This window comes from Microcoleus sp. AT8-A3, assembly GCF_036705675.1.
Classification (GTDB): domain Bacteria; phylum Cyanobacteriota; class Cyanobacteriia; order Cyanobacteriales; family Microcoleaceae; genus Microcoleus.
In genome coordinates, this window is sequence record NZ_JAUBVD010000005.1 from 163,633 (window position 1) to 189,084 (window position 25,452).

Here is a 25,452-nt window from a genome sequence, read left to right on the forward strand (position 1 = left end):
TTTAGATTTTAGATTTTAGATTAAAGAATTGAAGTATTGACTTGCGCGAGATAAATTCGGCGGCTCCTTTATCGGATACAGGTTTTTTATTTCTGGACGGATGAATCACGTGGTGGGTATCCTGGATGCTTTCGGTCAGTAGTCAGTGGTCAGTGGTCAGTAGTTATATCATGTGCGATCGCTCGATCGGACACGATCTCACTCTAATAGCCAACCAAATAATTCTCCTACTGTCAGTTGCAATTCCATGGCAAAAGATGGCACGGGCAATAACTGTTCCGGTTCGTCAAACACCTCCGTTGATTGAGTCGGCCGATATACAAAAACCGATCGCTCCTCTGGATCGATTAACCAACCGATTTGAGTTCCATGTTTGAGACAATATAAAATATTTTTAGTAACTTTAGTTTGGCTTTGGTCGGGGGAGAGGATTTCAATTGTCCAATCCGGGGCGATCGCAAACACATTTGCCACACCACCATTTTCTTTACGGGGAATGCGTTCCCAAGTGAATACAGTCATTCGATTTTAGATTTTAGATTTTAGATTTTGGATTGACTTGCGCGAGATTAATTCGGGGGACGCAAGGATTTTAGATACTTCGACTTCGCGAGCGCACAAGTTTGAGATTTTGGATTGACTTGCGCGAGATAAATCACGTGGCGGGTACCACATGAAGAAATTCGCTTGTCACGTCGGGAACGATCGCTCGACCGCCAAAAATGCACCGTAGTTCTGGAAATGCTCGCGCCACCTTTTGAGGTTTGAGAGTAGCATTAGCAGCGCTTGTCAACTCGCCTTGAATGACACTATGTTGGCCTTGAGGCATCGGTTTTTGAATGATTTCACCGTCAATGTACTCGCTGGCTGGTTGAGTTTCTGGCAACTTCAGAAACTCTTGGAGTGTCAAAGATTTTGGCAGGGTTTCTACCATCCAATTTTACCTATAAAATAGAGTTTCATCTGCTATTTTACCCAAAAGTCCCGGACTCGTGCGATCGGCGCTCCACTCACTTCAACATCCGGCTCTACCACCTTGCATCCTGGGGCTAATCTTGCTTCTATATATTCAGAGACAGTTTTTGAGAGAGTTGGGATTGAAATTACTTTGCCTCAGTAACGGCCACGGAGAAGACGCGATCGCCCTTCGCATCTTGCAGGAACTGCAACAGCACCCGCATCCGCCAGAATTAGCCGTGTTTCCGCTAGTGGGTGAAGGGCAAGCTTTCGCTCAACTAGAAAACGCCCGCATCATCGGCCCGGTGCAGCGAATGCCTTCGGGCGGCTTTATTTACATGGACAGAAGGGAATTTTTGCGCGATGTCAAAGGCGGCCTGCTGCAGTTGACCATCGCTCAGTTTAAAGCCATCCGCGCTTGGGTGCGAACCCAAAAACAGTCTGGGAATCAAGACGGCGTTATTTTAGCCTGCGGGGATATTGTACCGCTGCTGTTTGCTTGGCTCAGCGGCGCGCCCTATGCCTTTGTCGGTACTGCCAAGTCCGAGTATTATTTGCGGGACGAGGACGGGCCTCTGGCTCGCAAATCCAGGGTAAGCGGTGGGTGGAATTGGTCGCGATCGGTTTATTTGCCTTGGGAGCGCTGGTTGATGACTCGATCGCGCTGTCGAGCCGTTTTTGCCAGGGACGCGCTCACCGCCGAGACCTTACAAAAGCTGGGCATTCCCGCTTACGATCTCGGAAACCCGATGATGGACGGACTCGAACCGGAAAACCCCGCCGGTTTTTACGGCCCTGACGCAGAGTTTCGGGAAATCGAGCGATCGCTCATCATCACCTTACTTCCCGGTTCTAGAGCGCCGGAAGCCTATGCTAATTGGCTGCTAATAGTAGAGGCTGTAGCCGGAATTTTATCGCTGTTTGCCGATCGCAAATTGTTATTTTTCGGAGCCATTTCTCCAGAGTTAAACTTAGAAGCTTTGCGACCTAGTTTAGAATTTTTCGGCTGGCGACAAGACGGGGAAACTAGAACGCAGCGGCCAGAAGCAAGTATTTTGCGACCTCCTGTTTCCAGCGCTCGAGAAATTCGGAAAGAATCTCCTAATTTGCTATTGCCCCTGACATTTGTGCAGAGAAATGCCACGATGATTTTGACTCAGCAAAGTTTTAACGATTGTTTGTACGAAGCCGATTTAGCAATAGCAATGGCCGGAACCGCTACAGAACAATTTGTAGGTTTAGGAAAACCGGCGATCGCCATTCCCGGAAACGGCCCGCAATTTACTTTCGCCTTTGCAGAAGCTCAAAGTCGCCTGTTAGGGCCGTCATTAATTTTAGTCAAACATCCCGCCGAAGTTGCCGGTGCCGTGCAGTCTTTGCTCCGCGACCCCGACAGGTTGCAGCTAATCGCTGAAAATGGCTGGCGCCGCATGGGAGAACCCGGTGCAGCAGCCAGAATTGCCGAGTGTTTAATTCAGCGCTTCGGCGGTGAATTCAGCAATTCTCCATTGCCCGCAATAGACTAGGGACAAAACATTGTTTTGTCCCTACCAAATATCTTTAATTCTACTTTCTTTAAAAAAATCTTGTTCGCTAATATCATGTCCGATGGATCGCCCATAATACATAAGCCAGGGCGGGTTTGTGAGATTGTCCGTTTTTGGCAAATATTATTGGCTCACGGGCCCCTACAGGAATCCGGGTAATCGACCGGACATGATATAACTACTAACTTCCGTTGTCTGTAGTGAGGAATGCAAGTCCTCTGATTTTTATGAGGACTTGCATTCCGATGCTGCAAACCAATTTTATTGTGGTTGTTCGAGTAGGTGTGCAGGGCCGCGCACCTTACTAATAAGCTGTTGCGGCCTTTAAATTGTATGTCAAAAAAAATCAAAGTCTTGTGGGGAGTAGGGGCCCTAGCGTCCCGCCCGCCCTGAATATACAATTTAAATGCGCGACAGCTTACACCACTGGCAGAAAAATTTAATTCGCCGTTTGTTCCGAAGATTGATCCCAGAAATTAGCTTGAGGAATTTTAAAATCCGACTTAACCAAAACTCCCGGTTCTCGCTGCATCGGCAGCACATCTAAAGTATCCGTTTGCGCGCAATATTTTAAATCTTCAATAACACCTAAACCGAGGAGGCGCTGACCGTGACTGGCTCTTTCCAACAATTCGTGCAACCTATCTTGCCAGTGGAGATAAAGAGCAATAGCCCCAAATACTTCATCGTTACCAGCAAAATCGCTCGCAGGAATACCGCTTTCTGCTAGGAGACTTTGGGCGATCGCACCAGCACAAACCGTATCTTCCAACGAATAACTTCCTTCCCAACCAGAACCCACAATCCAAATAGTTTCCGGCCGTTTACTTAACAAAAACTGCACCACAGATTTGCGGTTAATCAAAGCCGCCGTTAACACAGTTGCAGCAGCTTGCACTCGTTCCAGAGCGCGAGTACCATTAGTTGTGCTGATAAAAATTCGCTTCCCACTCACCTTTTCTGGCGTGCAGTCGAGAGGAGAATTCCCCATGTCAAATCCGTCAACTTTCCCGCCGCCGCGCTCTCCAGCGCGAATCCGCTTATCAGCAGGCCATTTTTCGCTGCTTGCCATTAGCTTATCTAAGTCGCTGAAAACTTGGACAGCTTCCGCCCCATTATTCAGGGCCGTTGCCATTGTCGTAGTCGCCCGCAGCACATCAACTGCGATCGCGCAAGCCGGCATTTTGTCGGCTGGCGTAAGTTCCGGGGTATGGTAAATAAAAAGCTTCACTTTTGGGCTACCTGCGATAAATCCTCATCAGTCATAATAATGGAAAATGGATAATAGAAAATAGAGTCGAGTCTTCAAAAGCAGAAAATATGTCAAAACAGTTAAATTCAAACCCCGCCCGCGCCGCCATTACCGCACCAATTGGACTCCTGGCAGGTTTCACCTATCCTTTGCGAGCTTTCACGCTGATTTTGCAAACTCCCAAGCTGTGGACTTATGTATTAGTTCCCGTGGTGCTAAATTTTATAATTGGTATTGGTCTTTATTTAAGCTTGCTATTTCCCAGTTTGGCTGGGATAGATGTTTTAGTTGCCGATTTGTCCGTCCGATTTAATGCTCTAATTGCGAGTTTTCCAGCTTGGCTGAGCTTTCTCGGTGTGTTAACAGTTGCTTTCGGCTGGCTGCTGCGCGTACTCCTAGTGTCAGGACTTTTGCTGATAATTGGATTTTTGTTAGTGCAGTTTGGCGTGATTTTAGGTTCGCCCTGGTACGGCAAACTTTCCGAACAATTGGAACTGCTGCGGAACGGTCAATTGCCCGCAGAAGCACCAATGAATTTGGCGAGTAGTTTTGGCGATATTCAAAGGGCGATCGCCTTTGAACTGCGAAAACTACAAATTTTGTTGAGCGTCGGTATACCCCTGCTGCTGCTAAATTTTATTCCTGGTGTCGGCTCTATTCTTAGCAGTTTTGGTGGCGTAGCTTTGGGCGCGACTATTGTCTGTTTGGACTTTTTAGATGCACCTTTGGAGAGGCGGAGGCGACCTTTTCAGGAGAAGTTGGAGATAATTTGGGCGAGTTTGCCCGCCAGCGGGAGTTTTGGTTTGGTTTGTTTGGGTTTGGTGAGCATTCCGCTGTTGAATTTGTTGGCAATTCCGCTGTGCGTGACGGCGGGAACTTTGTTTTTTTGCGATCGCATTTGGCCGGCCCGCTTTGCTCCCGAAGAAAGAAAGAGCGATCGAGAAACTAACATTACAACTTAAAAACTAGGGAGATGCTTCTTCCTTCGGCTGACTCTGGGAGTTAATCGCCAAAAACGGGCTTAAAAACAGCCAGCTAATGAAGAAAAAGGATGCTGTAAATAGCTGGACAATATCGATCGCCGACAAATATCCGTCAGATAATAGTGCAATACTTCTATCTGTCAGCCCGAATATCCAAGAGAGAATCCCAAACAGCCAAATGCCTTTTTGGAGCATGGGCAAAAATGCTGAAACTTCGGAGTTTTGCTGCTTGTTCATTAATTTAGCCCTTGTTTGCGAAAAGTTTGATTAACCGGGGCACCCCAAGGGCTTAAGGATTTTTGGTGTCTCCTCGGATTCCCTTTGTTATCTATATGTTAAGAAATGTTTCCCGAAATGACAACGCGCCCTGGGAGGTATTTCCGCATCTATCTCAAGAGGTAGTCGCAGCGCTCATAAAGAGTGATATTTGCTACACTTTGGTAGGATGCGCGATCGCGATCGGGTTCTGGGCTAGTCTTGCCATTAGTCCCAGGCGGTTGATATAGTGGGTCACAGGCTACGTAAAAGAGCGAAATCACAAATTATGTTATTTAACAGTATTGAATTTTTAGTATTTTTTGCGATTGTTTTCGCCATATATTATTTCCCTCCGTTGCAAAAATTGCAGGTTCCCATCCTGATAATTGCCAGCTTTATTTTTTACAGTTGGAGCGCCCCCGCACTGTTGCTGATCCTGCTACTCTCCATTCTTATCAACGCTACAGTCAGCTTTCAAGTTGCCCGGATTTCTGGCAAGAAACAGCGATTTTTTTGGGCTTTATCGGGAGTCGTTCTCAATGTATTAATTTTGAGCTTGTTTAAATACGCTGGTTTGCTAACTAACTTTGTTACCGATGTTTTTAATATTGCTCGCTCCGAAGGCAGCATTGCTTATTTATTCTTAAAATTGCCTCTGCCTATCGGCATTTCTTTCTACACATTTGAAGGCATAAGTTTAATCGTAGACGTACTGACTCAAAAAAACAAAAGCGAAACCGAAGCAAACGCTTACGTCTCGCCCAACTTCACCCAACACCTGCTAAATACTTCATTTTTTATTAGCTTTTTCCCCAATTTACTGTCAGGCCCGATTTTAAAATCCAAGACTTTTTATCCCCAGATTGTTCCTAAATACTTTAAAGATATTCCTTGGAATTTCATTTTTCGCTCGCTCGTTGTCGGCTACTTCCTAAAAATGGTCATCGCCGACAACTTAAAAGACTATACCTTCTGGATCAGCTTTCCCTACTACCAAGGATTTGGAACGATTACCAACCTGACACTGCTGTTTGGCTACTCAATCCAAATTTTCGCCGATTTTGCCGGTTACTCCTTAATTGCGATCGGTTTTGCAGCCGCTTTGGGTTACAGAATTCCCGACAACTTCGACTTTCCTTACATCTCTCGTTCCCTCTCCGAATTCTGGAGAAGGTGGCACATTTCCCTCTCAACTTGGCTCCGAGATTATCTATACTTTCCCCTCGGCGGAAACCGCAAAGGCAGAATCAGAACTTATGTTAACTTAATGATAGTAATGACTTTAGGAGGATTATGGCATGGGGCTGCTTGGAGTTATGCAGTTTGGGGAATTTATCACGGCTTGGGTTTAGCCGTAGAACGCTTTTTTGGCTTCGACAAATCCAAAAACAAATTGCCAGAACCAAATCAAGCAAAAACCAAACCAATCTGGCAGCAATTATTATTGGACAGCCTTAGCGTTTTAGGCATTTTCTCTTTTGTTTCCGTGGGATGGCTGCTTTTCAAACTGCCTCGATTTGAAGAAGCGGTTGACTTCGCAGTTACTTTAGTTCGCAACTATAAAATCAAGCCCGGTTGGAGTCACATTATTCCGACGCTAATTTTTTCCCTACCAGTAGTGATTTATCACATTCCCCATTTTCCCACTTGGCAAAATCTGATGAAACAGGATTCAAATAAAAACGGCCAAAAAGTCTGGAGCGTTTATCAAGATTTAGCTTTAGGAATTATGCTAGCAATGATATTCCTCAACAGTGGCAGCTCGAAACAATTTATTTATTTCCAATTCTAGAAGGTGTTCTATGTTTGTCAAATTCCCGTTGCGACCGATTTTGCGCCCGGTACTAATTTTTCTGTTTATAATGAGTTTTTATCAAGCGCTCGTCAGCGGCGGAGTTTTGCCTGCTTCCGATGGAGTTAGCCTGCTTCAAAATAATATTGTTAAAACTCAAAGGTATGTATATCAGGATAATTCCGATCTAAAAATGGTAATGGTAGGTAGTTCTCTAGCTGCAAACCTTAATATTAAAGACATTGGAGAGGGCGTAAAGAGCATAGCCTTGGGGGGAGGAGCGAGCCAAACAGGTTTAGAAATAGTTAAAAGAAGTAAAACCAAGCCTCCTATTGTTTTGGTGGAAATTAACGATACTATTGTTCGGAAAATAGATACAGAATTAATGGATTCTTTGTATCATCCTCTTTTTTATTGGTTACGCCAGTATCTACCAATGATGAGAGAGGAATACCGTCCGATTAGCATTTTTGTGGATGTTTTTAAAAGTCGATCGAAGCCGAGTCAAAAAGTGACGCGAGAGGCTCTAGACAGATTAGAAGGTCGATATCTTACTCCCGACTTATCCCAAAAAGCTATCCAAACGATAGTAGATATTCAAAGTCAACCTTTGTCTGAACAAGATGCAGAAGCTATAAAAAAAGAAGCTGAGTTTATTAAAATTCAAATCGCAGAAATCCAAAAAAATAGCGGGGCAAAAGTAGTTTTATTTGACATACCGCAAGAGTCACGAGTTAACGCTGCAATCAGGAGAAAACAAGTCCAAGAATTGGCTAAAAAGCTGTTTCCGTCCGATCGTTTTGAGTGGCTGCCACCCCCGAAAGAGCGAGAATGGCGTACCAATGATGGCATCCACTTGATCCGCAGCGACGCTAGAGATTTTGCCGAGTTTTTGAGAGATAAATTGCTGAGTACGGTAGCGACGGGCTCTGTTGGCACCGCGCCTAGAAAAGAAAGCTTGTAATTTACTTTGAAGTGTGGCATACTACATAACGATCAAGTCTGGTTAAAGAACGATCGTGAGGTTGGTACTGAGGAGGGAGAGTCCTCAAAGCCCTAAAAGCCACAGGACAAACAATTCGATTATCAGTATTAACCCGGCTTGATATGAGTTCAGCGTCAATAACATCGAACAATGCCACGCTTAAATCAGATTATTGCGATCGAAAAAGGCATCAAAAGCCGATCCGTCCAAGAACTCGCAGAAGCTCAAAAAGCACTCCAGAAGCCCGCTGTGCTTTCTGGAATCTCCCGTACTTACCGCCCCAAAGACGAAGAAGGCGAACAACTGCCGCCAGAGTCCAAAAAAGTTGAAGTCAAAGCCGAAGAGATTATCCGCAAAATGACTGAATTTTTGACCAAACTCTTCGACGTAACCGCAACCAAAGATTGGACAAATTGTAGCGCCCGCGCTGACATAACTGTAGACGATCAGAACTGCTGGGTTTTATGGTAATTTATCAATCAAAGTGATACGACTTCCCCAAAAAAAAAATGCAAAACCAAGCTCTAAACCGATACAGCGTCCGTCATTTCCAATCTAAAATCTAAAATCTAAAATCTAAAATGGTATGATTTACTGCATCAATCCTCAATGCGAACAACGCGAAAATCCTGCTGCTGCTCAAAATTGTCAAGCTTGTGGCACGGATTTGTTAATTGCCGATCGCTATCGCATCCTTAAACCAGTGCGATCGCCCAATCCCGCACGCCCCACAGACATCTTTGAAGTTGAAGATTTGGGAACCGGGGAAAACGAATGGGGCACTGTCAAAATTTTAAAAGTCTTGAAACACGCCCACAACCCCGATTTAGTTCGCTTGTTCAAGCAAGAAGCGCGAGTTTTGATTTGGCTGGCCGGAAAGGGATCTGTTCCCCAAGTCGAACCAGACGGTTATTTCCCAATTAAAATCCCCCAGAACTTCCAGAAATTGTCTTGTTTGGTGATGGAAAAAATTAGCGGAGAAAACTTGGCAGAATTATTAACTAAAAAACAGTACGTTTCTCAAAAACTAGCTCTTGATTGGCTGCAACAAATGCTTTATATTTTGCAGGAAATCCACAAATATCATGTATTGCATCGGGATATTAAGCCATCCAACCTGATGGTTGAAGCGAATGGGAAATTGAGATTAATTGACTTCGGCGCCGCCACAGAAGCAGATATAGATACCGCACCCATAGGTTCTGCTGGATACGCCGCACCCGAACAAATTCTAGGTACAGCAGGCGTGCGATCGGACTTTTTTGCCCTAGGGCGTACTTTTGTACATTTATTAACAGGCATAGAGCCGATCGACTTTCCCGTTAATGAAAAAACTGGTAAAATTAATTGGAGGAACCAGGCTGTAGATATTGACCCGTTACTCCTAGAGTCGATCGACGAATTGATGGAACCGCTACCAGAAAACAGACCTGAAAATACCCAAGTTATTTTAGAAAAATTAAAAATTCACGACGCAGACCCCCTGCAAAAGGGGGACGCAACATCGCTTCAATAAATCTCTTCCAACCTGCGAAAATCCCGCTCAACTTCCGCCCACAAAGCCCGATTGTGAGGGTCAGTTTTCACAGCCTTTTTCAAATAAATTCTCGCCTTATCAACCTGCTTTTCTCCGATCAAATGCCGTCCCCAGCGCTGATAGGCGATCGCCTGCCACTGACGCACCTCCAAATCTTCGGGAACCCGCTGGGCCAAACCCTCAATCAAGGCGATCGCCCGCGGGAACCTGTGATATTTCAGCAACTGCTGCAACTCAACATAAGCATCTTGCTTTAACTTTTGTTCCACCGCCGACAGATCCGCATGAGATTGAACCGCAGCCTCTTTTCGAGTCACCTTAACTGCCTGCGGTTGAGCTTTCACCCCCCGATCCGGCGGTGTCGAACTAGGCGGCACAGTGGAATTGGCAACTTTCGACTCCGCAACATGGTGGGGGGCAACATTCACCAGGAACTTATAAGCCTCAGTAATAGCAATAAACTTATTTTTAGCCTGTTCGTTTCCCGGATTCACATCGGGGTGATACTGTCTCGCTAACTGCCGATAAGAGGTCTTAACTTGCGATAAACTCGCACCTAACCTCAGCCCTAACTGTCGGTAATAATCTGCAATATCCATCTAGCATGAATGAGCGTTGATAGTACCATTAAATATGGCAGAATCCTTCAATGTAAAGATTCTGCCAAAATTTACCGAAAAACTGGGTTGTAGTGCGAGGCTTGCCCGCACTACGGTAGCGCAAAAATAACTTACGGACGATCTTCGATCACTCTGTCAATCAAGCCGTATTCCTTGGCTTCCTCAGCGGACATGAAATAGTCGCGATCCATGTCCTTCTCGATTTTCTCGATCGGCTTGCCAGTATTCTTAGCATAGATACCGTTGAGTTGGTGGCGCAGTCGCAGAATCTCTTTGGCCTCAATCTGAATATCCGTTGCTTGTCCCCGCGTGCCCCCAGAAGGCTGGTGAATCATGATGCGCGAGTGAGGCAAAGCTAACCGTTTCCCCTTCGCACCGGCAGCTAACAGGAAAGAACCCATCGAAGCAGCCAAGCCCACACAAATCGTCACCACGTCTGATTTAATGTGCTGCATGGTATCAAAAATAGCCATGCCTGCCGACACCATCCCGCCTGGGGAATTGATGTATAAAATAATATCCTTACCTGAATCTTCCGAATCAAGATAGAGCATCACAGCGATGATTTGATTGGCAATTTCATCGTCAACGTCCCTGCCCAAGAAAATAATCCGTTCCCGGTAGAGGCGATCGTAGATATTAATCCACTGAGTATCATAACCCCCCGGCATCTTGTAGGGAACTTTTGGCACACCGATAGGCATAATTCGGAACTCCGTTTAGTTGGTAATTGGTGATCGGGCAATTGGTTATGGTTTATTAGTTATTTGTTAGTTGTTATTTCCGGTTTTTTAGTTTGTGGTTATAATGACCAATAAACCCTAACCAATAACTAATAACTAATAACTAATACCCCCTAACCGAATTAGAGGACTCCAGCCGGCAGCGGTTTCGGCAATTCTTCAGAACTTTCAAGAACGCGATCGATCAAACCGTATTCTTTAGCTTCCTGGGGCGTCAGGTACAGCAACCGATCCATATCTTTAGTAATCTTTTCGATCGGTTGGCCAGTACAGCTTGCAAAAATATCAAGCATCGTCGCTTTATTTGCCAGCACTTCCTTAGCGCGAATTTGAATGTCGCTTGCTTGACCCCGCGTGTAAGCCTTGGGTTGGTGCAACACAATGGAAGCGTGGGGCAAACTCGCTCGAAAGCCTTTTGTACCAGCCGCTAACAGCATCGCAGACATCCCCATTGCCGAACCGAGGCAAATAGTGTGTACGGGCGGCTTAATGTACCTGATCGTATCGCAGATAGCGAAGGCTTCTGTTTCAAAGCCGACGGGTTCGCCACTGTAACCAGAAGTGCCGGTCGAGTTGATGTAGATTTTGATCGGCTTCTCGGGGTCTTCGTACTGCAAGAACAACAGTTCAGCAATAATCAGTTCTGTTACCGCAGGCACCAGAGGCATCCCCAGATAAACGATCCGCTCCTTCAGCAACAGGGATGGCAAATCGGGAGGTGGCGTCCGAGAGTTCCCTTCCCCGTAGTATGGCGATTGCACTGCTTTAATGGGTGTGTTCATCAGAAAAATGAGTCTGAAACCCCGTCCTTCTAGGACGGCTTTACATTGGATTGGGGTGGAGGGGTATGGTTGCCCCTCCGTGGAGATGTGGTCTTCTCCAAAACTCCCTTACGGGTAAAGTTAGCTTCGCCAATGTTTTTAGAGCTTGTTAAACTTGCAGCACTGTTTCAGTGACCTTAAAACTGTTTAACTGCAAATGACAGGGCAGGGGACTAGCTTCGCATCCCAGGGTGTCATGACTCAAAAAACGTAGACCTCGAAAGTCTTAGGCTGGTCAGGACGGCTCGCAAGAATCTCTTACAAGCCTCATGCACTTAGGCTGAGGTTCCTGACATAACCGAAATGTTGCCTGAACTGATGGAGCTATTCTTAAAGAAATACTAACGCAATCTTTAGGTATCCCGCATGAAAGTTAGTTTGCTCCCGGTTTTAAACGACCCTAACCTTGACGCTGCTGCGCCCTCAACGCAGCGCCAGCTAGCGATTTCGGTGTCTGCGACGGCAAGCTCGATCGACTCCAGCGTACCCTTAAACCTGTGCCTGATTCTCGACCACAGCGGTTCGATGGGCGGACGCCCCTTGGAAACAGTCAAACAAGCCGCCGGACGGTTGCTGGACAGGTTGAAGCCCGGGGATCGCTTTTGCGCGGTGGCTTTCGATCATAAAGCCAAAGTCCTCGTCCCCAATCAAATTGTGGGAGACCCCAGCAGTATTAAACGGCAAATTGAGCAATTGCGATCGGCCGGTGGCACAGCAATTGATGAGGGCATTAAGTTAGGTATTGAAGAGTTGGGCAAAGGCAAAAAAGAAGCTATATCTCAGGCGTTTCTGCTGACTGACGGCGAAAACGAACACGGCGACGACAGCCGCTGTTTGAAGTTGGCTAAATTGGCTGCCGACTACAACATGACTTTAAATTCTCTAGGATTTGGCGATAACTGGAACCAGGATATTTTGGAAAAGATTGCTGATGCTGGTGGCGGTGCTCTGGCTCACATTCAGCGTCCCGAAGATGCGGTTGACGAGTTTAGCAAACTATTTACTCGCATCCAAGGTGTAGGTTTGACTAATGCTTATTTGCTATTTTCACTGATGCCAAAAGTACGGTTAGCCGAACTCAAACCGATCGCCCAAGTTGCCCCGGATACGATCGAATTACCGGTACAGCAAGAGGGCGATCGTTTTATGGTACGCCTGGGAGATTTAATGAAGGATATAGAGCGAGTAGTTTTGGCTAATATTTATATTGGACAGTTGCCCGAAGGTACACAGGCGATCGGGCAATTGCAAATTCGCTACGACGATCCGAGTGTCGGCCAAGGTTTGCTTTCCGATCCTGTTGCACTTTCCGCTAATGTCGTGAAAGTTTATCAGCCGGCCATTAACCCGATGGTACAGCAGCACATTTTAGCTTTGGCTAAATACCGCCAAACTCAACTCGCAGAAACCCGATTGCAACAGGGCGATCGCGCCGGCGCGGCAACAATGCTGCAAACTGCTGCTAAAACTGCTCTGCAAATGGGCGATAAAAGTGCCGCAACTGTGCTCCAAACCTCTGCTACTCGCTTGCAGTCTGGCGAACAATTGAGTGAAGCCGATCGCAAGAAAACTCGGATTGCTTCTAAAACTATTTTGAAGTAATCGCGCGATTTGAAATTTTCAATAATTTTAAATTTGGCGATCGGACAATTTGGCGATGCGAAATCGCCCCTACAAAAACGAAACCCGCGCCCAGGCGGGTTTCAATATTCTGAGTCTCGCCTGCAAAAAGCGAAAGTCAGTGTAGCCGGATTGTTTCAAGCTGTGGAGCGACAAGAAGCTCGATGGTTTAGAATGTTTCTATCACCTATCAAGAGTGCTTGTATGAACCAGACAATATCTGATAAAGTACGCTGGACTACCGCCGATTTAGAACTATTGCCCGATAACGGCGATCGCTATGAAATTATTGATGGGGAGCTATTTATGACTAGAGCACCGCATTGGGGGCATCAACAGACTTGTGGCAGATTTTTTTCTTGCCTTGATACTTGGTCGATGTCTACTGGTTTGGGACGAGCCGCCATCAATCCGGGTCTTATTTTCACGGACGCTGATAACGTCATTCCTGATGTAGTTTGGGCGAGTAATGAACGCTTGGCTATCTTGCTAGACGAAGCCGGCCATTTAACCGCCGCACCCGAGTTAATTGTTGAAGTGTTATCCCCCGGTGCAGACAATCAGAGACGCGATCGAGATTTGAAACTTAGACTCTATTCAGTGCGAGGAGTGCAGGAATACTGGGTTGTGAATTGGCAATTGCAGCAAATAGAAGTTTATCGCAGGGAACAAGCAAGTTTAAGGCTCATTGCTACGCTGTTGAGCAATGATGAACTAACTTCGCCTTTGTTGCCCGGTTTTAGTTGTTCTGTCGCTCAAATTTTTGCCTAAATTATGAAATCATCATTTTACAATTTAATTGCTACTCTAGTAATCTTTACTATCTTTGGTAATATATCCCTTGCTGTCTCTGCTAAATCCTCAGCAATATTAATAGCTCAAAAAACGATTGTTCAAAATCCTGCTGAAGATTTATTCAATAGTGCTTTAGCCAAATCAGAGGCGGGAGACATTCAAGGGGCGATCGCCGATTACACCGAAGCCATCCGCCTCAACCCCAACTACGCCAAAGCCCACAACAAACGCGGCATCATCCACGGCCGCAATCTCAAAGATTACCCAGCAGCTAAAGCAGATTTCGATCGCGCAATTGAAATCAACCCCAACTACGGCGATGCCTACTACAACCGCGCCAGAGTCCGCGAGTTCTTAGAAGACAAAGACGGGGCGATCGCTGATTATCAGAAAGCAGCCGAACTATATCAAAAAGATGGCAATACCAACGATTATCAAGATGCCATCAAGCATCTTGAAATGCTGCAAAAATAGAGTGCTTTTGAAAACATAGTATAATATCCTTCGCTCTGCGTTCATCCGCATTCATCGGCGGTTAAACATTCCAAATTAACTATTCAAAAAATGCTCGAAACTTCCACCGTCACCGTCACCGTACCCGCCACAACCGCCAACTTAGGCCCAGGATTCGACTGCATCGGCGCCGCTTTAAGCCTCTACAACCGCTTCCAATTCTCCCGACTCGAACCCTCAGCAACCGAGAAACTAAAAATTACTGTTACAGGCTCTGAAGCCGCCAAAGTCAAGACAGATGACAGCAATCTCGCTTATCAAGCATTTATAAAGTTATACGATCGCCTGAACCAATCGCCGCCGCCCGTAGCCATACATATAGATATGCAAGTGCCGCTGGCTAGAGGTTTAGGAAGTTCCGCCACAGCTATTATCGGTGGGTTAGTCGGTGCAAATGAGTTAGCCGGTGCGCCTTTGAGTCAGGTGGAAGTGATGCAATTGGCGATCGAACTTGAAGGACATCCCGACAACGTTGTCCCCGCTTTACTGGGAGGATGTCGCCTCGCTGCTAGCAATGCACCCCCCCAACCCCCCCTTAGTAAGGGGGGGCTAACAGAAGAATTCCCTCTCCGTGAAGCGGGGCTAACAGAACAATCACCCGCACTTACCGAAGCTGCTAGCAATGCACCCCCCCAACCCCCCCTTAGTAAGGGGGGGCTAAGAGAACAACTTCCCCTTAGTAAGGGGGGGCTAAGAGAAGAATTCTCTCTCCGTGAAGCGGGGCTAACAGAACAATCACCCTTAGATGCGGAAATTCTACCATCACCCCCCCTTGCTAAGGGGGGGCTCACACAATCACCCCCCCTTAGCAAGGGGGGGCAGGGGGGGGGTTCCTGGGAAATTTGCGATATTCCCTGGCATCCAAATATTGTGCCCGTGGTAGCCATCCCCGATTTTGAACTGTCTACAGCCGAAGCCCGCAAAGTTTTGCCTGCAGATTACAGCAAGGCTGACGCGATTTTTAATGCGGCACACCTCGGTTTGCTAGTGCGGGCTTTGGAAACTGGCAATGAAAACTGGCTGCGCTGCGCCCTCCAAGACAAAATTCACCAACCTTACCGCCAATCTCTGATTAAGGGATATGAAGCGGTGCAACAAGCTGCCCTGAATGCAGGGGCCTATGAAATGGTAATTAGCGGTGCGGGGCCAACGCTTTTAGCTTTAACGGATGTGGCTAACGCTGTTGCGGTTGAGAAAGGGATGGCGGCTGCTTGGATGGAATTTGGGGTAAAGGCTGAGGTAAGGGCGATCGCCCTCGATACTCAAGGCGCGCAAGTCTCCCTTTAGTTATTTCACTCCTAGACACACAACATCTACATAACCGTGTTTTGTAGGGGCAACCCCCCGTCGTTGCCCCTCTCCGTGGAATTATTCATATTTCTATTCTCTTCCTCTCTCCTTCAAATCTCTGGAAGATCAACTCAAGTCTCTTCTCGATAACTTCTGCCATTCCCTCTACAAAATTTTACCTTTAAAAAAAAGCAGTCATTGTAGGGGCGGATTCACCATAATCTCAGGCTAAAACCAACAATCTCAAAAATCCGCCCCCACCAACGGTAAATACTATTAAGGATCGCGAATTAAATAATTTACACAAGTTTGTGGGGACTAGGGGTTGGGCACTCTTAGCTCGCCCTTTCTGGACGGGCGGGACGCCCATCCCACAAGAACCATCACGCATTGTAAGTTATTTAATTCTCATTCCTAATTAACTGTGACGCAGCGGAATCTCTATCTGAATTTTAGTGCCTTTACCCGGTTCGGAAAAACACTTGAACTCTCCTTTGTGCTGCTCTACAATTATCCGATAGCTGAGAGCAAGTCCCGATGATATGGGTGATTCCGCAGGTTTTGCTGCCAAAAATGGATCGGAAATTTGGGCTGTGATATCTTTGCTATGTGCGATGTCGTTATCAGCAATCTCAATCGAAATTCGCTGACCATCGACTACCTGAGTGGTTATCAAAATCACGGGCTTAAATTTGATTGATTCCAACTCCTCCAACTCTTGAGCCGACTCTTCCAAAGCATCGATCGCGTGATTGATGATATTCAGAAAAGCTTGATTTAGCAGACCTGCATAACACTCAATCTGTGGCAAATTGCCGAATTGTTTGATCACCTTGATGTCTCGCCTTCCCTCGCGAGCCGGCAAGCGGTGCTGCAACAACAACAGAGTATTTTCTAAACCGTCGGAAACATCAAATAACTGCCAGCCCGATCGATCGCTGCGGGAAAAATCCTGTAGCGACAAAATTATTTGGCGGATGCGATCGCTCCCGGTACGCATGGAACTCACAATTTTCAATAAATCGTCCAGAACGAATTCCACATCCATATCTTGTTGTTTTTGCATAATTTCCGCTCCGGGATTGACTAGCTCTTTTTGATACAATCGCAGCAGTTCAATTAAATCGGCTGCGTAGCTTTGGACGTGAGTTAGATTGCTGTAAATAAAAGTAATGGGGTTGTTAATTTCGTGGGCTATCCCAGACACCAATTCGCCCAAACTAGACATTTTTTCATTTTGCAGCATTCGATCGCGCGACAGATCCAATTCTTGCTGGGTTAACTCCAACCGCGCCCTCAACTCGTGCGATCGCTTAGACGCGCGCACCCGCGCCAATAATTCCTGCTTAACTATCGGTTTAAACAGAAAATCGTCAAAGGCCGCATCCAATGCTTGAACTTCATCAAATTGCTCCGGTGTTGTCAGCAGAATAAAATAGGCTGCCGCCAATTCTCGCTCGGCTTTCACCAGCCGGCACACCTCCAAGAAGTTGATTTGACGCGAAGTCCCGTCGCAAATTATCGCATCGGGGGACAATTCCTTCGCCAAGTCTAAACCCTCCTTGTCGTCGGAAACGACTCTCACCTGATGTCCCTCTTGGCTGAGTAACTCTTTCACAACTTGAAAAGTCACAGTATCCGCGACGATCGCCAGAATCTTTGCCATACTTCTATCATCTCCACAAATTACTTTTTAGGATACAACCGCCAGAATTGCGCTGACAGATTTAAAATTCCAAAATAGTTCAATTACATCAAAAAACAGCCCATACCCGCTCCCTCAAAACCCAAAATAGCCCATACCATTTTAGATTTTATATTTTAGAGTAAAAAATTGGTAATGACCGAAAACATCCAGGATACCCGCCACGTGATTCATCCGTGGAGAAATTAAAAACCTGTATCCGAGAAACTTGCCGAACGTATTTATCTCGCGCAAGTCAATGCTTCAATTCTAAAATCTAAAATCTAAAATCTAAAATCGATTGACTTACTGTATAATAGTTGGGAGCTTGCCTAAAGTTGTAGATTTTTTGGGGAATGGTATCACGAGAAGGTATAATTTTAGACGGGTAATGCAAAAATGCAAATTTTCTCCTTCGTAATTAATGTTACATCAGAGCTGTCGGCCGAAAGACTGCGGAGGGCGATCGCAGATACTTTCTCAAATTGCGCCAGGAAACAATAAAAAACTTTAAAATTAATTAATAGTATCGTTAAATTCACCTTCTCGGTCAGCGCCTGAGAATGCCAATTACCAACACCACCTCAACTTTGATTCAAGCCGAAACACTAGAACTATTAGAATGGCCGCGCCTGTGTCAGCACTTGGCTACCTTCGCGGCCACCAAACTCGGCGTCGCCGCCGCCCTTGACCTCGCAATCCCGGCAACTCAAGCTCAAACAGCCGAACTCCTCGCCCAAACTCAGGAAGCTTATCAGTTAGAGAGCCGCGCTGGCGGTGCTTTGAGTTTTGAAGGAATCCAAGACATCGGCACTTCCCTGCAACGAGCCGAACTCCAAGGTTTGCTCAGCGGCGAAGAATTGCTGGCAATTGCTACTACCCTCGCCGGAGCAAGGCAATTGCGCCGGATAATTGACTCTCAGGCAGATGTGCCGACGCTCAAAGAACTAGCAGCCCAATTGCGGACTTATCCCGAACTAGAGCAAGAAATCCATCGCTGTATAGACGATCGCGCTCAAGTAGCAGACAGAGCAACTCCTAAATTAGCAGGAATTAGAGTTCAAATGCGACAGTTGCGCGATCGCATTTATCAAATATTGCAGGGGATTTTGCAGCGCCAATCCAACGCCGTACAAGAACAGCTAATTACCCAAAGAAGCGGACGCTTTGTCATTCCCGTCAAAGCTCCCCAAAAAGATGCCATACCGGGCATCGTTCACGACTCCTCGGCCAGTGGCGCGACACTCTACGTAGAACCCCACAATACAGTCAATCTTAACAACCAAATGCGGCAGTTTCTCAGGCAAGAACAAGCCGAAGAAGAAGCAGTCCGCCGCGCCCTCACCGAGCAAGTCGCAGCAGTAAAACCCGATTTAGACAGATTGGTGGTTGTAGTTACAACTTTAGATTTAGCGGTCGCTAAAGCGCGTTATAGTTTTTGGCTGCAAGCAAATCCGCCGAAATTTATCGAATTGGGAGAGCCAGAATTAGCACCAAAAAATCCCGAAAAAGAAGATGAGGAAAAAGAAGATGAGGAAAAAGAAGAAAACAGTCAATTATTAATTCGCAACCTGCGATCGCAAATTACCCTGCGCCAGTTGCGCCATCCGTTATTAGTTTGGCAGCAACAGCACGAGCAAGGGTTTCCAGTCGTGCCGGTCGATTTAACGATCGGGCCGCACATCCGCGTCGTCGCCATTACTGGCCCCAACACTGGCGGCAAAACTGTCACCCTCAAAACCTTGGGATTGGCAGCTTTAATGGCGAAAGCAGGAATGTTTGTTGCCGCCCGCGAACCCGTAGAATTGCCTTGGTTCGACAATATTTTGGCTGATATTGGTGACGAACAATCTTTGCAGCAAAGTTTGTCTACTTTCTCCGGCCATATCCGCCGCATCAGCCGCATTTTAGAAGTTTTACACAATAAATCGCAGGCTGAAGGGGAAGAAAATTCCAACCTTCCAATTACTAATTCCCAACAGCAAGACGAAGAAGTCATAGATACACAGAACACTGTTTCTGCTCTCCCAATTCTCAAACCTAAATTACAAATTCCCCAACCCCAAATCCCAATTACCAATTCCCAATTACCAATTCCCAAATCTTTAGTTTTGTTAGACGAAGTAGGAGCGGGAACAGACCCCTCAGAAGGCAGTGCATTGGCGATCGCCCTGTTGAAATACCTCGCCCAACATTCCCTATTAACAGTTGCAACTACCCACTTTGGCGAACTCAAAGCCCTCAAATATCAAGACTCCCGCTTTGAAAATGCCTCAGTAGAATTTGACGACAATTCCATGCAGCCAACCTATCGCTTGCTGTGGGGAATTCCCGGACGTTCCAACGCCCTCACCATTGCCAAAAGACTGGGTTTGCTAGCATCCATAGTCGATGAAGCTCAAACCTATGTCGGGGGAGCGTCTCAAGATGTCAATCAAGTAATTGCTGGACTCGAAGCACAGCGCCGGAAACAGGAAACCAAGGCCAGAGAAGCAACTCAACTGCTACACCAAACCGAAAAATTGCACAGAGAAGTTTCTCAAAAAGCAGCCGCTTTGCAAGAGCGGGAGCGAGAACTAAAAATAGCTCAGGAAGTGGCAGTAAATGAGGCGATAGGGTCGGCAAAATCAGAAATTGCTCAAATCATTCGTCGCTTGCAGTCGGGCAATCAGACGGCTCAAAATGCCCAACAAGCGACAGAAACCTTAAATCAAATTTCCCAAAAACACCTGCCCTCTCGGCAACAACCGGCTAAACCCAAACCGAGTTTTATGCCGAAAGTGGGCGATCGCATCCGCATTCCCAGCTTGGGCCAAACCGCCGAAGTCCTCAGCGGCCCCGACGCTAACGAAGAGTTGAGCGTTCGGTTTGGGATTATGAAAATGACTGTCAAACTAGGAGAAATTGAATCCCTCGACGGTCAAAAACCGGAAACGAAAGCTCAATTAGCCAAGGTTGCAGCCCAAGCCCAAGCACTCGCTACGGCTAAAGCCAAGCAAGCAGCGGCGGAACCTGCAAAACCCAATCCCGAAATTGCCATTCGCACTGCTAATAATTCGATCGACTTACGGGGTGCGAGAGTCTCAGACGCAGAAATCGAAATAGACAGAGCTCTTTCCAAGGCTGTGGAATACGGAGTGCTATGGATAATTCACGGTAAAGGTACGGGACAGTTGCGGCGCGGGGTTCACGAGTTCCTCGCGAATCACCCGCAGGTTTCCCGCTTTGAGCTCGCCAGTCAAAAAGAAGGAGGTGCAGGTGTGACGGTGGTTTATTTGAAGTAGTCAGGATTGAGGGATTTCTGGTGGATTACTAATTATATGTTTGGATGCAGCAAAACAAGCTGGAATGAATCTATGATTTAGACTGCCTATAGGGAGTGTAAATGAGTTGTGATTTTTTTTTACGAACCGCGAAGACGCAAAGAACGCGAAGTTTGGAAAGAGAAGAGTGTTTCACGACTCATTTAGATTCACTATCTACTGCAAATGTGGCATAATTAAGAGTTGATTTCCCACTTTAGTAACTGCCTGACTCATGAAAAAAACTCCCTCAAATGAAGTTTTGGTGGGCGACTGTCGTGAAGTGATGAAGACCTTGCCAGAAAATTATATTTCTGCCTGTATCACTGACCCACCTTATAATTATGAATTTATTGGTCATAAATGGGATGACTCAGAAATTCAAAGGCGTATTGAAAGAGTCAATGGCAAGGGAAATAAAACCCTTGTCAAAAACATTCCCTATGGCAGTGGTTTAGCAGGTGGAGTCAGAAATGAAAAATGGTATCAAAGGAATCGTAACAACACTCTGGATTATGAAAAGTGGTGCTTTGAGTGGGGTGAGCAGCTTTTTCGGATCTGCAAACCGGGTGCGACAGTTTTAGTTTTCAACAGCACGCGGACTGTTGCTCACGTACAAGTAGCACTTGAAAGTGCTGGTTTCTATGCGAGAGATATTCTTGTTTATAAAAGATCGAGCGGTATCCCTAAGGGTGTCAATATCAAACAACAGTTAGAGAAGAAAGGATATGAAAATTCTGAAAAATGGGATGGTTGGCACAGTTGTCTGAGGAACGAATGGGAAGCAATCTGCGTACTTCAAAAACCACTGGTCAATAATTACTTGGAAACTCTACAGGAGTATGGTACTGGTCTATTTTATACTAAAGATCGGTTCGGTGGTTTTCAGTCAAATATTTTAGAAGGTATACAGCGTGAGAAAACCGAGGAGTTTAACGTCCATTGCACAGTTAAACCAATCGCTCTCATGAGAAAGCTGGTCGAAATATTTGTACCGCGTTTGGAAAATTCTATTCTAATCGATCCTTTCGCAGGATCTGGAACTACATTGCTGGCGGCGCAAGAATTTGGCATTAGGTATGTTGGCATTGAAATAGTACCTGACTACATAGAGATTATCAACAAGCGCCTTGATAGTTTCAGCGGTATACAGGGAATTCTCCCACTTTTTCAATAAGAAATGACTTTAAATCAAACCCGCTTATTGTTTGTATAAACTCAAACGAATCGTCCCCTGTGTAAACTTTCCAAGTCCCTTTTTGGCACGCTGTAATAGCTGCGGGCAAATTATCTTGTCTAAGTATTAAAAAGACGGGCTCGTAATTAAGATTACGAAGTAGTTCGCCATAAGATTTGAACTTTTTCAGTGTTCCAGAATCTCCTGAGCCAATACGATATTTTGTATCTATTGCGTACCCATCAACAATCAGATCGCACGGCTCATCGCTTTCAACTTTCAATGCTGGCTTAAAGCTACTGCAATATGTTTTACACGTTTCAGTAACTAACGATTGCCAACACATACCTAACTCACGCCCCCAATATTGCCTATTTTCTTTTTTTATTATTGGAGAAATACCAAACACATCCATTAAAATATCGTGTTCTTCATTCTCTTCTGCATAAATTTTTTCGGTAAATGATTTTTGGTATCTTGCTAAAATTTGCTCTAGTCTTCTTTCAGTCATCAGCAGTTACCAGTTCAGCTAGACTAACGGATAATGCCTTGGCTATTTTGCTGGCATTAAGCAGCGTTATATTCCGTTCCCCTCGTTCAACTGAACCAATATAGGTGCGATGTAATTCAGATAGTTCTGCAAGCTGATCTTGGGAAAGATTTCTGAGCTTTCGGAAATGTCTAACTTTTTTACCAAATTGCTCCGTAATATCCATAGATGGCGCCAGATGAAGCCATGACAACTATAATCTGACAGACTATGAGTAGCGACAGACTATAAGTAGCATTCGAGAGCGCTAGGATGTTTGCATTGATATAAGTCCCGATAGTTTCAAGGCACTGATTTGATTTCGGTCACTCTGCGGCGTAGCATGGTTAGGGGTAAAAATCTATGGGTTTTGCCGATCGCGATCGATCTTCCTTGAAACCGCAACTTTTCACCCGCAACTCCGTCCTGCAGTTAGGATTGCCGGAATCAAAGCAACGAGCTATGGAGACAACTTAACAGATGTGCTGTTGCCCACAGGCTGCAAAGCTTTTATCACTGCATACTGTTTGATATCCTGCCTCAACCTGTCTTAATTTCCCGTGCTGAAGCCATGCGCTCGACCGTAAAGCCCTCCGCTCCCACAAACGAAACGGGCCCATCTCCCAACTGGGCAGAATTGACCCAAAAAGCACCAGAACCTACCCAGTTGGACAACATTAAAGCCCAACTGGATTTAGTGCTGTTAGCCCTAGAAGCACTGGCAGAAATTGGCTCAGAGGCGATGCTCAAGGTAGCAGCCGAACTGAATTTAGAGCCAATGGTAGCCGATCGGGTAGCTTTGTGGCGGCTGCGCCAATCTAACCCGCTGCGGAAAGGCCAGGGAGGGCGCAAAAAACTCGATGTGGAGGAAGCTCGATCGCTCGTTTTGATAAGCTGTCATTTGGCCTGTCAGCACCAAGCTTTAATCCGCCGCGCTGTTGCTTTGCTCGAACAAATGGCAGAGCAAAACCGCGAACCTCACACAATCGCTTTGTTGGGAGATTATATTGACAGGTTCAGCAACACTTATAGCTCGCGCATGGAAGATGCAGAAAATTTATCGGCCCGAGAACTGACTAATTTGGCCCTCAAACTCCTGATCGATTTGCTATTTTACAGCAGTCCCGGCGGCCACCGCCGCCTCTGGCTGGCACTTCTAGACCGCGCTAAAAATTAAGCTAAGCATAATGGGAACGAGAATGACAAAGCTCCGCAACAGGCAAGATGCCTGTTCCACCAAAAAATTTATTTGTTGTGGAACAGGCATCTTGCCTGTTGCTAAAAAAGCTTGTTAAGAATGCTGCAAAATATCAGATAAAACATAGTTATTCCCTCTTCCTTCTTCCTTCTTCCCTCTTCCTTCTTCCTTCTTCGCTATGGTTCTCAAACGGTACACGCCCCCCACTTGCACGCTGGAAATTACAGCCAAAAGTTCGCCTCTATCTCGCTGGGCGGGCCAACCGGTGTTTAAATCTTTAAGTTTTGAGCTGCGACTCGACGACCCCAGGCTGCCAGATACCCAACACGTTACTATCAGGGGCGATCGCATTCAACTCGAAACCCTCCACGAAGCTGTTAGCACCTACGTCCAAAACTTGCTCGGCGAATCCCGCGATTGGGAAAACAACCTCAACTCTCAAATCGATCGTACCGCAGCAGGTCCAGACTCGCCAGAAGCATCGGATAACGCAGTTATATTCGATCGAGCCGTCAACACTGCCGAACTAGCAACCTGGGCCCCCAACACAGCCTACCTTCCGGTTCCCCCCCGCTTAGAACCCCGCGGCTTGCTCGCCCACAACTTATTTTTAGGCTCTTTGAGCGCCGCAGAATCCGGGCCAGTAGTTCCCTTGAGCACCCTGCAACTGTTTGACTTAGCCACAGCACTAGATAACTGCGCCGCCGAAGTGATGGCGCTTCCCAACCTCAACCGCGAACCCCGACAACCGCTGTCCTCACCCTGGCTCAAGGTGGCAGCATTGCTGGTAGCCAGCGCCGGCCTGACGACAGGAACTATCAAAATGCTCGATCGAACCGCCACCTCCCCGCAAACCGCCTCAGCCCCCGCCACAGCCCCCGCCAATCCACAATTGAGCACCGTTCCTGGAAACCCCCAGTTAGCTGCCGGCGTTTCCCCCAGTCCAGTTCCCGCCCTACCGACACCCCCAGCACCAACACCCGCAGCCACACCCGCTTTACCGCCCCTGCCGCCCCCGCCCATCAACACCGCCGCCTCCCCCAGCCCCAGCTTACCCCCCATCGCCCTCGCCCCAACTCCAGCCACCAACAGACCCAGCCCTATCCAGCAGCCACCCCTGCTATTTCCCGCCAACGGCAACGCAGCCAGCGCCCCACAGAGCGCCCCAGCTTTCCCTCAAGGGCAAACAATCACAATTCCCGCCCCCGAAGAACCGCCCATTTCCGCCCCCCAAGCACCCGCACCAGTACCCTACGTGCTGCCCCCTCTACCGCCGAGACTGGCTCCCGCCGTACCGCCCCCCCTGCCGCCATCCCTGTCGGCTTCCCGATTTCCTGTTCCCCCGCCCCAAACCTTCCCCAGCCCCATCGAGCCGATTGTCCCCCCAGCCAGTACCGAACTCCCAGCCCTTGAGGACGCTCAACCGAGTGCCGAGTCTGAGGATAACAATCAGGTGGCGGCGAGCAAAAAAAACCGCACTTTATTTGATACTATTCCTCAAGTTTCAGAAGCTAGAACTTACTTTGAGGAACGCTGGAAGCCTCCTGAAGGAATGGAACAAACTTTGGAATACAGCGTGCTGATCGATGAAAATGGGTCAGTTGAAAGTATTATGCCGATGGGAAAAGCAGCCGCAGATTATATCGAGCAAGTTAATATGCCATTAGCCGGCGAGCCGTTTGTTTCTGCCGTTTCTAATGGGAAAAACCCGAAAATTAGAGTTGTTTTGAGGCCGAACGGTCGAGTACAAACCTTTTTGGAAGAGAGTGATTAGGAATGAGAATTAAATAACTTCCACAAGTTTGTGGGATGGGCGTCCCGCCCGTCTTTTTTGGACGGGCGGGACGCC

At 46.8% G+C, this 25,452-nt stretch carries 22 protein-coding genes and 2 pseudogenes; 14 read left to right on the top strand and 10 right to left on the bottom strand.

Annotated features, from left to right (window positions below):
- Positions 1–198: 198 nt before the first annotated feature.
- A pseudogene (locus QUB51_RS05030) lies at positions 199–522 on the bottom strand (Uma2 family endonuclease); the annotation flags it as partial.
- A 169-nt stretch (positions 523–691) separates the two neighbouring features.
- Positions 692–934, bottom strand: a pseudogene (locus QUB51_RS05035) (Uma2 family endonuclease); the annotation flags it as partial.
- A gap of 121 nt (positions 935–1,055) precedes the next feature.
- On the opposite strand from QUB51_RS05035, the gene QUB51_RS05040 reads away from it, so the two are divergent.
- Positions 1,056–2,483, top strand: a complete 1,428-nt coding sequence (locus tag QUB51_RS05040) for a lipid-A-disaccharide synthase-related protein (protein WP_333055690.1) — start codon at positions 1,056–1,058, stop codon at positions 2,481–2,483.
- A 460-nt stretch (positions 2,484–2,943) separates the two neighbouring features.
- On the opposite strand, the gene QUB51_RS05045 is transcribed toward QUB51_RS05040, so the two are convergent.
- Entirely contained in the window at positions 2,944–3,735 is a 792-nt protein-coding gene (locus tag QUB51_RS05045; protein ID WP_333055691.1) for a 2-phosphosulfolactate phosphatase family protein, read from the bottom strand.
- Positions 3,736–3,824: 89 nt separating this feature from the next.
- On the opposite strand from QUB51_RS05045, the gene QUB51_RS05050 reads away from it, so the two are divergent.
- Positions 3,825–4,718, top strand: coding sequence for an EI24 domain-containing protein (locus QUB51_RS05050; RefSeq protein ID WP_333260707.1), 894 nt, complete (start codon positions 3,825–3,827; stop codon positions 4,716–4,718).
- A gap of 3 nt (positions 4,719–4,721) precedes the next feature.
- Here QUB51_RS05050 and QUB51_RS05055 read toward each other — a convergent pair whose 3' ends face one another.
- The gene (locus QUB51_RS05055; RefSeq protein ID WP_333055693.1) at positions 4,722–4,976 is read right to left on the bottom strand and encodes a hypothetical protein; all 255 of its coding nucleotides are present in this window, start codon (positions 4,974–4,976) and stop codon (positions 4,722–4,724) included.
- 307 nt (positions 4,977–5,283) lie between these two features.
- Between QUB51_RS05055 and QUB51_RS05060 the strand changes: the two genes are divergently transcribed.
- The 4 genes from QUB51_RS05060 (at position 5,284) to QUB51_RS05075 (ending at position 9,290) form a co-directional block, all read left to right on the top strand.
- Positions 5,284–6,789 (top strand): MBOAT family O-acyltransferase, encoded by a 1,506-nt coding sequence (locus QUB51_RS05060; RefSeq protein ID WP_333055694.1) that lies wholly within the window; start codon positions 5,284–5,286, stop codon positions 6,787–6,789.
- A 10-nt stretch (positions 6,790–6,799) separates the two neighbouring features.
- Complete coding sequence (locus tag QUB51_RS05065; protein ID WP_333055695.1) at positions 6,800–7,753, top strand: hypothetical protein; 954 nt, start codon at positions 6,800–6,802, stop codon at positions 7,751–7,753.
- A gap of 171 nt (positions 7,754–7,924) precedes the next feature.
- Positions 7,925–8,245, top strand: a complete 321-nt coding sequence (locus QUB51_RS05070; RefSeq protein WP_333055696.1) for a DUF7873 family protein — start codon at positions 7,925–7,927, stop codon at positions 8,243–8,245.
- A 115-nt stretch (positions 8,246–8,360) separates the two neighbouring features.
- The gene (locus QUB51_RS05075; protein WP_333260711.1) at positions 8,361–9,290 is read left to right on the top strand and encodes a serine/threonine-protein kinase; all 930 of its coding nucleotides are present in this window, start codon (positions 8,361–8,363) and stop codon (positions 9,288–9,290) included.
- Here QUB51_RS05075 and QUB51_RS05080 read toward each other — a convergent pair.
- From QUB51_RS05080 to QUB51_RS05090, 3 genes are all read right to left on the bottom strand, one after another.
- On the bottom strand, positions 9,284–9,910 hold the full coding sequence (locus QUB51_RS05080) for a DnaJ domain-containing protein (RefSeq protein ID WP_333055698.1): 627 nt from the start codon (positions 9,908–9,910) through the stop codon (positions 9,284–9,286). The genes QUB51_RS05075 and QUB51_RS05080 overlap by 7 nt on opposite strands.
- 131 nt (positions 9,911–10,041) lie before the next feature.
- Positions 10,042–10,635: an ATP-dependent Clp protease proteolytic subunit gene (locus tag QUB51_RS05085; RefSeq protein WP_333055699.1), complete on the bottom strand. Its 594-nt coding sequence runs from the start codon at positions 10,633–10,635 to the stop codon at positions 10,042–10,044.
- 161 nt (positions 10,636–10,796) lie between these two features.
- The gene (locus QUB51_RS05090; protein WP_333055700.1) at positions 10,797–11,456 is read right to left on the bottom strand and encodes an ATP-dependent Clp protease proteolytic subunit; all 660 of its coding nucleotides are present in this window, start codon (positions 11,454–11,456) and stop codon (positions 10,797–10,799) included.
- Positions 11,457–11,861: 405 nt separating this feature from the next.
- Between QUB51_RS05090 and QUB51_RS05095 the strand changes: the two genes are divergently transcribed.
- From QUB51_RS05095 to QUB51_RS05110, 4 genes are all read left to right on the top strand, one after another.
- Entirely contained in the window at positions 11,862–13,097 is a 1,236-nt protein-coding gene (locus tag QUB51_RS05095; protein WP_333207677.1) for a VWA domain-containing protein, read from the top strand.
- Between the two features lie 222 nt (positions 13,098–13,319).
- The gene (locus tag QUB51_RS05100; protein ID WP_333055702.1) at positions 13,320–13,886 is read left to right on the top strand and encodes a Uma2 family endonuclease; all 567 of its coding nucleotides are present in this window, start codon (positions 13,320–13,322) and stop codon (positions 13,884–13,886) included.
- Between the two features lie 3 nt (positions 13,887–13,889).
- The gene (locus QUB51_RS05105; protein ID WP_333055703.1) at positions 13,890–14,384 is read left to right on the top strand and encodes a tetratricopeptide repeat protein; all 495 of its coding nucleotides are present in this window, start codon (positions 13,890–13,892) and stop codon (positions 14,382–14,384) included.
- Positions 14,385–14,474: 90 nt separating this feature from the next.
- A complete protein-coding gene (locus QUB51_RS05110; protein WP_333260715.1) occupies positions 14,475–15,710 on the top strand; it encodes a homoserine kinase in 1,236 nt (411 codons plus the stop codon).
- A gap of 421 nt (positions 15,711–16,131) precedes the next feature.
- Here QUB51_RS05110 and QUB51_RS05115 read toward each other — a convergent pair whose 3' ends face one another.
- Positions 16,132–17,379 carry a response regulator gene (locus QUB51_RS05115; RefSeq protein WP_333055705.1) on the bottom strand — a complete coding sequence of 416 codons (1,248 nt, stop codon included), beginning with the start codon at positions 17,377–17,379 and terminating at the stop codon, positions 16,132–16,134.
- Positions 17,380–17,987: 608 nt separating this feature from the next.
- Between QUB51_RS05115 and QUB51_RS05120 the strand changes: the two genes are divergently transcribed.
- A complete protein-coding gene (locus QUB51_RS05120; RefSeq protein WP_333260726.1) occupies positions 17,988–20,681 on the top strand; it encodes an endonuclease MutS2 in 2,694 nt (897 codons plus the stop codon).
- Positions 20,682–20,934: 253 nt separating this feature from the next.
- Entirely contained in the window at positions 20,935–21,876 is a 942-nt protein-coding gene (locus tag QUB51_RS05125; protein ID WP_333055706.1) for a site-specific DNA-methyltransferase, read from the top strand.
- Here QUB51_RS05125 and QUB51_RS05130 read toward each other — a convergent pair.
- Complete coding sequence (locus tag QUB51_RS05130; protein ID WP_333055707.1) at positions 21,839–22,387, bottom strand: hypothetical protein; 549 nt, start codon at positions 22,385–22,387, stop codon at positions 21,839–21,841. The genes QUB51_RS05125 and QUB51_RS05130 overlap by 38 nt on opposite strands.
- Positions 22,380–22,592, bottom strand: a complete 213-nt coding sequence (locus tag QUB51_RS05135) for a helix-turn-helix transcriptional regulator (protein ID WP_333044298.1) — start codon at positions 22,590–22,592, stop codon at positions 22,380–22,382. The genes QUB51_RS05130 and QUB51_RS05135 overlap by 8 nt, the downstream gene beginning before the upstream one ends.
- 384 nt (positions 22,593–22,976) lie before the next feature.
- On the opposite strand from QUB51_RS05135, the gene QUB51_RS05140 reads away from it, so the two are divergent.
- Positions 22,977–23,582, top strand: coding sequence for a DUF3038 domain-containing protein (locus QUB51_RS05140; RefSeq protein ID WP_333260719.1), 606 nt, complete (start codon positions 22,977–22,979; stop codon positions 23,580–23,582).
- Positions 23,583–23,781: 199 nt separating this feature from the next.
- On the top strand, positions 23,782–25,377 hold the full coding sequence (locus tag QUB51_RS05145; RefSeq protein ID WP_333260722.1) for a DUF4335 domain-containing protein: 1,596 nt from the start codon (positions 23,782–23,784) through the stop codon (positions 25,375–25,377).
- Positions 25,378–25,452 lie beyond the last annotated feature (75 nt).

Coding starts and splice junctions, on each gene's coding strand:
- QUB51_RS05065 (WP_333055695.1), top strand. CDS start 6,800: ATGTTTGTCAAATTCCCGTTGCGACCGATTTTGCGCCCGGTACTAATT.
- QUB51_RS05115 (WP_333055705.1), bottom strand. CDS start 17,379: ATGGCAAAGATTCTGGCGATCGTCGCGGATACTGTGACTTTTCAAGTT.
- QUB51_RS05090 (WP_333055700.1), bottom strand. CDS start 11,456: ATGAACACACCCATTAAAGCAGTGCAATCGCCATACTACGGGGAAGGG.
- QUB51_RS05145 (WP_333260722.1), top strand. CDS start 23,782: ATGGTTCTCAAACGGTACACGCCCCCCACTTGCACGCTGGAAATTACA.
- QUB51_RS05105 (WP_333055703.1), top strand. CDS start 13,890: ATGAAATCATCATTTTACAATTTAATTGCTACTCTAGTAATCTTTACT.
- QUB51_RS05095 (WP_333207677.1), top strand. CDS start 11,862: ATGAAAGTTAGTTTGCTCCCGGTTTTAAACGACCCTAACCTTGACGCT.
- QUB51_RS05110 (WP_333260715.1), top strand. CDS start 14,475: ATGCTCGAAACTTCCACCGTCACCGTCACCGTACCCGCCACAACCGCC.
- QUB51_RS05075 (WP_333260711.1), top strand. CDS start 8,361: ATGATTTACTGCATCAATCCTCAATGCGAACAACGCGAAAATCCTGCT.
- QUB51_RS05130 (WP_333055707.1), bottom strand. CDS start 22,387: ATGACTGAAAGAAGACTAGAGCAAATTTTAGCAAGATACCAAAAATCA.
- QUB51_RS05135 (WP_333044298.1), bottom strand. CDS start 22,592: ATGGATATTACGGAGCAATTTGGTAAAAAAGTTAGACATTTCCGAAAG.
- QUB51_RS05070 (WP_333055696.1), top strand. CDS start 7,925: ATGCCACGCTTAAATCAGATTATTGCGATCGAAAAAGGCATCAAAAGC.
- QUB51_RS05100 (WP_333055702.1), top strand. CDS start 13,320: ATGAACCAGACAATATCTGATAAAGTACGCTGGACTACCGCCGATTTA.
- QUB51_RS05060 (WP_333055694.1), top strand. CDS start 5,284: ATGTTATTTAACAGTATTGAATTTTTAGTATTTTTTGCGATTGTTTTC.
- QUB51_RS05140 (WP_333260719.1), top strand. CDS start 22,977: ATGCGCTCGACCGTAAAGCCCTCCGCTCCCACAAACGAAACGGGCCCA.
- QUB51_RS05125 (WP_333055706.1), top strand. CDS start 20,935: ATGAAAAAAACTCCCTCAAATGAAGTTTTGGTGGGCGACTGTCGTGAA.
- QUB51_RS05055 (WP_333055693.1), bottom strand. CDS start 4,976: ATGAACAAGCAGCAAAACTCCGAAGTTTCAGCATTTTTGCCCATGCTC.
- QUB51_RS05085 (WP_333055699.1), bottom strand. CDS start 10,635: ATGCCTATCGGTGTGCCAAAAGTTCCCTACAAGATGCCGGGGGGTTAT.
- QUB51_RS05050 (WP_333260707.1), top strand. CDS start 3,825: ATGTCAAAACAGTTAAATTCAAACCCCGCCCGCGCCGCCATTACCGCA.
- QUB51_RS05080 (WP_333055698.1), bottom strand. CDS start 9,910: ATGGATATTGCAGATTATTACCGACAGTTAGGGCTGAGGTTAGGTGCG.